The sequence below is a fragment of the Anaerocolumna chitinilytica genome, from assembly GCF_014218355.1.
Classification (GTDB): Bacteria; Bacillota; Clostridia; order Lachnospirales; family Lachnospiraceae; genus Anaerocolumna; species Anaerocolumna chitinilytica.
In genome coordinates, this window is the sequence record NZ_AP023368.1 from 4,350,061 (window position 1) to 4,361,203 (window position 11,143).

The following is an 11,143-nucleotide window of genomic DNA, read 5'->3' on the forward strand; positions in this document are numbered from 1 at the left end:
CTTCTTTCATTTAACTTTAATTTAACTCTTATTATAAAACCTTATTGGTATATTCCCTGATTACACTGACAGAATTCTTAAACTTTGCAAGTTCCTCTTCTGTTAAGTGAACCTCTACCACATCCTTAACGCCGCTCCTGTTTAAGATAGCCGGAACGCCGCAGAACACATCATATTCGCCGAATTCCCCTTCCAGTAAAGTGGACACCGGAATTATCTTATTTTCATCATTTAAAATAGCTTTAATCAGGCCTGCGGCAGTTGTCGCTATACCATAGCAGGTAGTTCCCTTAATATTCAGAATATCAAAACCTACGCGGGTTACTCTTTGAACAATTTCATCCAAGTCAACATTTGCATATTCCTTGTTGTCTTCCAGAATGTCTGTGATTCTCTTACCGCCTACCGTTACATGGGACCAGGGGCACATCTGGCTGTCACCATGCTCTCCCATGGTATACCCTTGAACACTTCTGGGATCCACATTAAAGATATCTCCGATAAAATGTTTCAATCTGGCAGAATCCATTGCCGTACCGGTGCCGATAACCTGATTCTTTGGCAGTCCGGATAGTTTATAAATATAATGTGCAACAATATCTACCGGATTACTGACAACGATAAAATGTCCGCTGAATCCTGCTTCCATAATCGGAGTTACAATGGATTTTGCAATTCCAATGGATAATTCCAGGGTATCAAGTCTGGATTGACCGGTCTTTGGCGGAGCACCGGCGGTAATCACTACAATATCCGCATCCCCGCAGTCCTCATAGCTACCCTGTGTCACTTTGACATTGCGGTTTAAGTATTCCACGCAATGGCACAGATCCATAACCTCACCTCTGGCCTTGTCTCTGTTAATATCTATAATCATAACTTCATCGCAAATACCTTGAGTAATAAGGCTAAAGGCTGTGGAGGAACCTACCATACCTGCCCCGACGATTACAACTTTACTTCTATTTATTGTCATTTTTTATGCTCCTTTCGATTCTGTTCCGGCCATTACATTTTGCCTGATACAGTAGCTTATCAGCCCTTTTAACAAGTTCATGAACGCTCTCTCCGTGAAAGAGCGTAACACCGATACTAATTGTAACATGAAGTTCCTTATTTTCAAATACACAGTTACTTATGCTATCCTTAATTCTTTCTGCAACAGCAAAGGCTGATTCCTCCGTTTGGTCTCTCCTTAAAATAACAAGGAATTCCTCACCGCCGTAACGACCCGCATAGTTTTCTTCCCCTATACAGCCTTGGATAAGCTCTGTTACCTTTATTAACACCCTATCCCCGGCCTGATGTCCGTAAGTATCATTCACTCGTTTAAAATAGTCAATATCCAGCATCATGACCGATAATCCTTTTGGCTCATGCTGCTGTTGCTGTACCTCTTTCCTTAATAATGCCAGAATATATTCATGATTATACAGGTTGGTAAGACTGTCTTTTTCAGCTTTTTGCTTGAACACTTCGTTGCTCTTTAACAGCAGCTGGTTCATTCTTTCCATCTCAGCCTTTCTTTTAGCGAGCTTTTCTTCCTTCTTCATATACTCAGTAACATCTCTAGCTACAAAAACATATCCAAAAGCTTGCTTTACCTCGTCCCTTAAGGCCGAGGCTTTTACTTCTGCTATCCTAATCTTTCCACCCTTCTTACGATAGGTAGTTTGTATCGTATTGACGTCATTATACAGAAACCTCGTAAGTTTGCTCTTATCATCCCTTCCTTTTCCTTCTTCTAAGAAGTCCAGTATATTTTTAGGGAAATATTCTCCTGCGGCACTATATCCCAGGAATTTTTCTACACTTTTACTAAAGTAAGTTATCCGCCCGTCAATATCTGTTACCATTACCGGATCGGGAATGGAATCCATCAGTTTATTTAACATTTCTTCGGATTTTACCGCATCCTTTTTCAGACGCTCCTGTTCCGTAATATCTGTTACACAGGAAAAGATAACCTCTTCTCCTTTATAAGTTGCAGGCGCCATAGATATCATGGCAAGAAATTCCCCATTGAGGCTCTTCATCATACCAACCTGATTAATGGCTCTGCCTTCTCTTTGAATTAGCTTTACAATTTTCTCCCGAAAGCTCATATCCTGATAAAAGTTTTCTACATTTCTATCTTTCCAGCTATTTGGTTCGCATTGAAACAGAGCTTCTGCATTTTTATTAGCATAAAAGATGGTCTTTTCTGCCTTCTTGGTACAGATTATTCCATAGGGAATGGTTTCTGTCAGGGTACGGAAGAGTTCTTCACTTTCTCTTAATTTCACCATAGTTTCCTGATGACTCTCTATCTCCCGTTTTAGTTCTTCCATGGCCCGGATATCCTGGGCAATTATGAGAAATCCCAGAATCAGATCATTCCTTGAATTACGAATAGGTACAATAACCATATTTACAGGTATACTTTCTCCTGATTTGGTTCGTATACTGACTTTATTACTGTAAGTGGAATCAATGTTTTTTTCACTAATCCACTGATTAAACCTTATACTATTATCCTCATTTAATAATTCTGCAAAAGTAATGCTTAAAAAATCTTCCAAGCCATACCCAAGAGTCTCTAATACCTGCCTGTTAACTCTTGTAATCATTCCGTTTAAATCAACCAGAAATTCAAAATCCATTGTCTCTTCAAAAAGTTCTTCCACAATCAACTCATTTGGGGTAAGCAAAAAATTATATTTTCTAATAGCACGATATATGCCAAGTATCATAATAACACCATATATCTGAGTGCAATTAATAAAAGAAGGAATGAAATGCGGCATCACAAGCTCCCCTATCGCAGCTAGCAGATATGTACAGACAGAAGTAATTAATATAATCCACACTTGCTTCTTTACAACTTTATGAGTCGTATTGCGTTTCCATACTAAGAGCCTGATTATTGCATAAAATGTATATGTATAATTATAAATTGGATTTGCTATATTAAAAAGCTTATATAACTCTCCTGGATATGGTTTTCCCGGCCAAAATGCAAACAAATCTACGAAGCAAAATATTGCAGCCGGGACAAATAATAGTACGCATTTTATATTACTTTCTAAAAACAAGTCTTCTGTAATTACAAATACCATGTATAAAGTAAGTGCCGGAAACAAGCACCAACCAAAAGCAGATAACTTATTCCAAAAGGAAAATACATAGATATTCGCAGCAACATAAGCCTGGGAATAGCAAAAGGCCCATAAAGCCATTGATGCCGTCAGCACCAGAAAGGCCTTTCCGATTGTCGATTTCTTATTCAGTGTATAAGTTGTTACTCCTACAACAAGGTAGATAATTCCTGCTGCTAATGATAGAAATGACAGTATATATAACATATATTTCTGACCTCAACTTAACTTTCATTCGTACTTTCCGCATCCTTAACTATAGCAGAAATATATGTAGTATTCAATTATCTTACATACAAATTAATAAGAAAAAATATATCAACAGCAGAACTGCTCCTCTGCAGCTTATCCATCAAAGCTGCCAGGGAGCAGTTATAATCACAGTTTAATTCTATCGGAAGTACTCTACACCGGATTCAAAAATATACTGGTCACGATTGCCGGTTATATTAATGGCAACTCCTCTTCCTTTACGTTCGGAGTGAGTCATCTTTCCAAATACTCTGCCGTCAGGACTCGTAATTCCTTCGATTGCATAATAAGAACCATTGGGATTGAATTCTTCCTTCATAGTAGGATTTCCATCAAAATCCACATATTGGGTTGCTACCTGCCCTGCTGCAAAGAGTCTTTCAATCCACTCTTTGCCCGCCACGAATCTTCCCTCTCCGTGAGAGGTAGGAATAGCATAGATACCGCCTAATTCTGCCTTCCGAAGCCAGGGTGACTGATTAGAAACCACTTTGGTATACACATATTTGGAGACATGACGTCCGATATGATTGGTGGTTAAGGTCGGTGAATCCGCTTTCTGAGGAGTGATTTCTCCATATGGCACCAATCCCAGCTTAATCAAGGCCTGGAAACCGTTGCAGATACCAAGTGCAAGACCGTCTCTCTGTTTTAAGAGATTATTTACAGCTTCTTTTATTCTATCATTGCGGAATGCAGTCGCAATAAATTTGCCGGACCCATCGGGTTCATCCCCTGCGGAAAATCCGCCGGGAAACATTAGAATCTGTGCTTCTTTGATACCCTTAACAAAACGTTCGACAGATTCGTCGATATTCTCGGGAGTGAGATTATTAAATACAACCGTTTCAGCAATAGCTCCTGCAGCTTCGAATGCCCTAGCGGAATCATACTCGCAATTGGTTCCCGGAAATACCGGTATAAACACCTTAGGCTTTTTATTTTCTTCTTTACTAATATATATCTTCTTCTCTTCAGAGCTGTGATAAATACCGGTATTAATGGACTCTTCCTTTACACCGGAGGAGGTAGGATATACTTTTTCCAGGGCAGTTTCCCAGCTCTTCTGTGCTTCTGCAAGATTGATAACCATATCTTTGTATATAAGTACCTTTTCTTCTGTAACTTCACCGACAAGGCGTAATGGCAGGCCTTTCTTAAGTAAGCTCTCGAAGTGTTCTGCCTTTACTTCCAATATAACCGCACCATAAGCAGGTGCAAACAGATCATCTTCTGTAAGGTTCTCTTCAAAAGCAACACCAAAACGATTGCCAAAAGCCATTTTACTTACTGCCTCTGCAATACCAAAACCACCAGGGGCATAGGCTGAGAGCACCATACCCTCTTTCATAACCTCATATAGTGACTCATAATTTGCTTTTAATTTATCGTAATCCGGCAAGTCATATTCATTTTTTTCTGCTTGAACTTCTACCAGGAGGCTTCCGCTTTCCTTTAATTCCCCTGTTATAATCTGTGAAATCTTCGAAATTGCTACGGCAAAGGACACAAGCGTAGGAGGCACATGAATGTCCTGGAAAGTACCGGACATACTGTCCTTGCCGCCGATGGAAGCCAGCCCCAATTGAATCTGAGCTTCATACGCTCCCAGTAATGCTGCCAAAGGTTCTCCCCAATTTTTGGAGTCTTCCCCCAGCCTTTTAAAATATTCCTGGAAGGTAAAATAAATTGATTTATAGTCACCTCCGGAAGCAACTATTTTTGCAACGGAGGAAATGATAGCATAAACTGCCCCGTGATAAGGGCTCCAGCTGGAGAGATATGGATCGAACCCGTAACTCATAAGGGTTACTGTGTCACATTCTCCCTTTAGGGAGGGAATCTTAGCTGCCATAGTCTGGGCAGGTGTCATCTGGAATTTTCCGCCATAGGGCATGGTAACTGTTGAGGCACCGATAGAGCTGTCAAACATTTCTACCAATCCCTTTTTAGAACAACTGTTAAGGTCGCCCAGGACTTTAAGCCATTTATCCTTGACTGTTAGTCCCCTTTCTCTCTGCTCCTTTGCCACCTGTTCCTTGTTTTTAGCCTCCTCTGTATAGAAGCTGATGCCAGAATTAAAATAATTATTTTCTTTTTCAGGGGGTGTTACAACTACCGCAGTTTCCTGATGTGCACCGTTGGTATTTAAAAAGGCTCTAGAGATATTCACAATCTCTTTTCCTCTCCATACCATAACTAATCTTGGCTCCTTAGTCACTTCTGCAACCAGTGTAGCTTCCAGATTCTCTTCCCTTGCAAAGGCTAAAAGGGCATCCACATCTTTTGCATCCACCACAATTGCCATTCTCTCCTGAGATTCCGAGATAGCAAGTTCTGTTCCGTCCAGTCCCGCATATTTCTTAGGAACCTTATCAAGATCAATAAAAAGCCCGTCGGCTAGCTCGCCGATAGCAACAGAGACTCCGCCGGCACCAAAATCATTGCACTTCTTAATCAGCCTGCTGACCTCTTCTCGTCGGAAAAGTCTCTGCAGCTTTCTCTCTGTTGGGGCATTTCCCTTTTGCACTTCTGCTCCGCAGGTTTCAATAGAAGAAGCCGTATGAGCCTTGGAGGAACCCGTAGCTCCGCCGCAGCCGTCTCTTCCGGTTTTGCCGCCAAGGAGGATAATCTTATCTCCGGGCTCTGAGGATTCACGAACAACATTCTTTCTGGGTGCTGCACCCATAACCGCTCCGATTTCCATTCTCTTGGCAACGTAACCCGGATGATAGATCTCATCCACCAAACCTGTTGAAAGGCCAATCTGATTACCGTAAGAGCTGTAGCCGCTTGCAGCACCGGTTACGATCTTTCTCTGGGAAAGCTTCCCCTTAAGGGTATCTTCAATGGCAACTCTTGGATCTGCCGCTCCGGTTACTCTCATTGCCTGGTACACATAGCCTCTGCCTGATAACGGGTCTCTGATAGCTCCTCCAAGGCAGGTAGCTGCACCTCCGAAGGGCTCTATCTCTGTAGGATGGTTGTGAGTCTCATTTTTAAAGAATACCAGCCATTCTTCTGTCTTTCCTTCTATTTCTACCGGTACGATAATGGAACAGGCATTGATTTCTTCACTCTCTTCCATCTCCTGCAGTTTTCCCTGGCTCTTTAATTTTTTCATGGCCATAAGAGCAACATCCATTAAGGACATGTATTTGTCGTTACGGTCCTTGTATAATTCCTTATAATCTTCCATGTATCGGTTAAAAGAATCTTCGATAGGCTTTTTAAAGAAACCGTCTTCTATTCTGACATCGGTAAGTTCTGTAAGAAAGGTGGTATGACGGCAATGATCTGACCAATAGGTGTCCAGAACCCGGATTTCCGTCAGAGAAGGCTCGCGACCTTCTTCTGTGAAATATCTTTGTACATGAAGAAAATCCTTGTAAGTCATAGCCAGGTTCAAGGAATCATATAAAGCTTTTAATTCTTCTTCCGGCATAACAGTAAAGCCTGTAAGTATTCGCACATCCTCAGGCTCCGCATAGCTTGTCTCCAGTGTAAGCGGTTTATTCTCTTTTGCTTCCCTGGAATCCACCGGATTGATACAGTAAGTCTTAATTCTCTTGAATTCTTCCTCTGTCAGCTCTCCGGTAAGAACATAAGTTGTGGCACAGCCTATAACAGGCTCTTCCTTGGAAGAGAGAAGCTTTACACATTGAACGGCTGAATCCGCCCTTTGATCAAATTGCCCCGGAAGATATTCAACGGAGAATACATAATCCTTTTCTCCATGGGGAAAGTCTTCCTGATAGAGAAAGTCCACGGGAGGCTCTGAAAATACAGTCCCCATTGCCTTTGTAGCAGTTTCCTCACTGATGTTTTCTAGATCATAGCGAATCAGAACCCGAACCTGTTCCAGTGTATCTATTGCAAGATAACTCTTTATTTCTTCCATTAATTCCTGTGCTCTTACGGCATAGGGCAGTTTTTTCTCCACATAAATTCTTCTTACGCTGCTCATATTCTTCCTTTCCCTACGAGTGCATCCTGTTAGTTTCTGTTAGCATTATAACACAGCTTCTTTTATAAATTAAATTAATATATGTTAAAGTTTTGATAAGTTCAGCTAATGTAAACACTATGATTAAAATTCTTTGGCTCATTTACCTGACCGGTTTAGATTATTATATCCGATATGGAATCCTGTTGTATAATATTTTAGTATAAATTCAAAATATTTTTATTTCCTTAAATCTTTTTCGCAGATTTCTGCGTCTTATATTATAGAAGCTAACACATGCATGTTACGTAACTTCAAAATTGATATCTTAAGGGGGATGGATATGGGACACCAGATGGTAATTATAAAGGATATTCCGGTAAATGACTACTCTAAAAATTTAAAACAATAACAAAATTGGAGATTAATCCCCACAGGATTAATCTCCAATTCAGGCAGGTATAGTAACCTAACCATTTATTTAGTTTGTATTGCAGGAGTTATTTAGTTGAAACAAAATTTATTCTTTAATATGTTTACATTTTAATATCATCTAGGTTTGAAATCTTTATTATCTGCTTTTTTAACCTTATTATTATTTATGGCAGATGATTTGTATCAATATACCTTTACTTCCGATAAGTATCCTTTATCCTCTGTCATTTCATTATTCTTCTGGTTCCTTCGTGTTCTTGCAGAGACTGCTTTTAAAAATAAGAGTATGCCAACTACAAATAGGATTGCAATTGCCCCAACACCCTTATTAATGCTTCCGGTCAACTGTGATATGATACTTACCAGCGCTGTACCCATAAAGGAAGCACCTTTTCCGCAGATATCCATAATCCCAAAGTATTCACCGGATTTCTCTCCCGGTATAATCTTCGCATAATAAGATCTGGACAAAGACTGAATTCCACCCTGAAACATACCTACAAGTATGGCAAGTATCCAAAAGTGAAGCTGGCTGTTCATAAATACCGCAAATATCGTTATCCCAAGATAAGCTAAAATACATGCTGTTATCAGCTTATCCGGTGATATCCTTCCGGCAAGTCTGCCAAAAATAATACAACAGGGAAAGGCTACAAACTGCGTTAATAACAAAGCCAGCAGCAATCCTGTACTGTTAAGTCCTAGGGCTTTTCCGTAAGCAGTTGCCATATCAATAATTGTATATACACCGTCAATATAAAAGAAAAAGGCAAGCAGAAACCAGAAGATATTTTTTTCCTTCCGAATATTTTTAACTGTTTGAAACAAACTTGCAAAGCTGTCAATTACAGCGTGCTTTCGCTTTGACACATAATTTACCTGCCGGTAATTCTTAAGAAAAGGAATGGATGAGCCAACCCACCATAAAGCTACCACTAGAAAGGCTATTATCATAGATTGTTTCATAGAAAGGCCAAGTTTACTGCCGCCCATGACCAGACCAAGGCAGGCAATAAAAGGGATACAGCTTCCGATATACCCCCAGGCAAACCCCTGTGCTGATACCATATCCATTCTCTCCTCTGTCGTTACATCCGGGAGCATGGAATCATAGAATATAAGACTGGCGGAATATGCAATCTTACCAAGTACGAAAACAATCAAAAAGACAAGCCAGGCACTGGCAAGCCCGAGGCTGATACAGCATATCGCTCCTATGATAATGGAAGCCAAAAATATAGGCTTTTTCATTCCTTTTCCGTCTGAAATGGTTCCAAGGGCCGGTCCCATTAATGCTACCAGCAAGGTGGCAATGGATACCGCATATCCCCAGTATGCCAGATAACTTACAGATGAAAGCTTCTGCTGACCGGCCAGATAATCAAAATATATCGGTATTATTGTAGATACCAGCAGAGTAAAGGCAGAGTTTCCAACATCGTATAATACCCAGTGCTTTTCTAATTTTGTAAGTTTAAATTTCATACGAAGACCTCCTCCTTTGCAAGCTCTGTGTCCTTTGACCCAAAGGTAAGGCGGTATCTTGCATCCAGCATAACTCCCTGCCAGATGGATTCTTCGTAAACACTAATTAACCGAATAGACTCTCTCACCGCAGTAACATAAAGCCTTCTAAGCTTTTCTGTACTGTCTTCACAATTGGGGTTGGGTTTAAAATTCACCATTAGCCCATGCATCTCTTTGTAATTTCCCGTGACCGCAAGAATCCCATTTATAAGCAGACGTTTCCCCTTATGAGGCGCTATCAGCAATTTATTGAACTTGATCATGGATTCCAGTGCTTCTCTTACTTCTTCTTTGGTAATTCCGGGGAAAAACTCTGCAATAATTTCTGAGTTTTTCTCAGATGGAATAATGTGATCCGTAAGGGATTTATGAATCGGCTCAAACCCATCCCTTACCATTAAATCCCTGTCACATTCCACCTCAATCTCCGTATGGCTTACACCGCTTTTTTCAATCTTTTCATCAATATAGCCATGGCACTCACTATCCAGAACAAAGTGGCAGATAAAGCCGTATACATAGGCTAAGTAAGCTCCGCTTCCGTATTTGTTGACAATTAATCTGCCGGCATGCTCAAAGAATTTCTTTGCCGGTTCATCATGCATGCCAAATCCAGTCCCGTTCACATAATTTGCAAAAAAAGGTTTGTAATAAAACAAAATGTCCGGTCCATGTAGGCCAATATTATACAGTTCTTTATTATTCTCTATTATTTCTTTTATCGAAGCGGGCAGTTCTTTCGCTACTTCCTGCCCTAATCTGTAATGTGCATAGGTTGATGGCATAACTTTATAACCTCCTATCAGTTAAACTTAACTCTGTTTCTGTCTGTTAAGTTAAACTTTATAGGAGGGATGTTAAATCTGTCATCGGCCTTATGAAAAGTAGAGGTAAAAATTGTATTAATTATTACACAGATTTATTGCTATCTTCTGTACTCGCTCTTTTTAACTTATATGTAATTACTACTATTGCATTATAAATAAGCTGTGCTATTGCTACCATAAGAGGTAAATTCATAATCTTATATGTTTCATTATTGGTATACACTTTTATAATAAAAAAACTAAAGTCTATATTCTTAGCAAAACTGGGGTCTAGCATTATGAGTGATAAAATACTCTGTACACTTATAAAGACTTTCAAGCTTGCACTTATTAAAGAAATCGTAAATATGATATTCATTCCGATTACCAATCTATAAAATTGATCTATATATTTATTTATGAATTAAATGCTTATCTCCAGTTTGATTATATCAAATAATTAGATTAAATTTCCAGTCTCCTATACATTTTCTAACAAAAATCGGATATTAAATTTATTCTGGTAGAGTTGACATTTCATAAAAAATACGATGAACATATTTTCTTACATTGCAGAGAATAAAGCATAAAAAAGACTGTGTCATTCTATTTTTATAATGACACAGTCTAAAAGTTTACTTATCTAGATAACTTTTCGATTAATAGTAAACTAGCTCTGATATTATTTTGGACAGTTATTACTGCAGTCCGGAATAAGGAAATAACAATAATGTGACTAATGCTTGGAGCCCATATTAAGTTCACTATAAACTTTTTCTACTGCATTCCTTACATCACATTCAGATTTATATACCTTAGGATACATGTTTAAATCCTCTTCAAATTCGCTATATCTACTTGTGACATCATTTAGTCCATCAAATACTATTTCTTCAATATCATTAAGCCCGGCACGATATCTTTCATTACAATAAATAACAGTAAATTCTTCACAAAAAGTTTTTGTTATATAATTACCCTTTTTATATTCTCTAATTAGATAGTACAGTTGATCCCTTATATCCATAATACTTCTCCTA

Annotated in this window: 6 protein-coding genes; all 6 read right to left on the reverse strand. The window is 39.2% G+C overall.

Annotated elements, in window-relative coordinates; all coding sequences use genetic code 11:
• Positions 1-31: 31 nt before the first annotated feature.
• The 6 genes from bsdcttw_RS19015 to bsdcttw_RS19040 all read right to left on the reverse strand — a co-directional run bounded on the left by bsdcttw_RS19015 (position 32) and on the right by bsdcttw_RS19040 (position 11,130).
• Positions 32-976 carry an L-lactate dehydrogenase gene (locus bsdcttw_RS19015; protein ID WP_185256390.1) on the reverse strand — a complete coding sequence of 315 codons (945 nt, stop codon included), beginning with the start codon at positions 974-976 and terminating at the stop codon, positions 32-34.
• Positions 963-3,344 (reverse strand): diguanylate cyclase, encoded by a 2,382-nt coding sequence (locus tag bsdcttw_RS19020; protein ID WP_185256391.1) that lies wholly within the window; start codon positions 3,342-3,344, stop codon positions 963-965. The genes bsdcttw_RS19015 and bsdcttw_RS19020 overlap by 14 nt, the downstream gene beginning before the upstream one ends.
• A gap of 184 nt (positions 3,345-3,528) precedes the next feature.
• The gene (locus tag bsdcttw_RS19025; RefSeq protein WP_185256392.1) at positions 3,529-7,356 is read right to left on the reverse strand and encodes a phosphoribosylformylglycinamidine synthase; all 3,828 of its coding nucleotides are present in this window, start codon (positions 7,354-7,356) and stop codon (positions 3,529-3,531) included.
• Positions 7,357-7,953: 597 nt separating this feature from the next.
• Positions 7,954-9,255 carry an MFS transporter gene (locus bsdcttw_RS19030; protein ID WP_185256393.1) on the reverse strand — a complete coding sequence of 434 codons (1,302 nt, stop codon included), beginning with the start codon at positions 9,253-9,255 and terminating at the stop codon, positions 7,954-7,956.
• Complete coding sequence (locus bsdcttw_RS19035) at positions 9,252-10,082, reverse strand: zinc dependent phospholipase C family protein (RefSeq protein WP_185256394.1); 831 nt, start codon at positions 10,080-10,082, stop codon at positions 9,252-9,254. The genes bsdcttw_RS19030 and bsdcttw_RS19035 overlap by 4 nt, the downstream gene beginning before the upstream one ends.
• 757 nt (positions 10,083-10,839) lie before the next feature.
• Positions 10,840-11,130: a hypothetical protein gene (locus tag bsdcttw_RS19040; RefSeq protein ID WP_185256395.1), complete on the reverse strand. Its 291-nt coding sequence runs from the start codon at positions 11,128-11,130 to the stop codon at positions 10,840-10,842.
• Positions 11,131-11,143 lie beyond the last annotated feature (13 nt).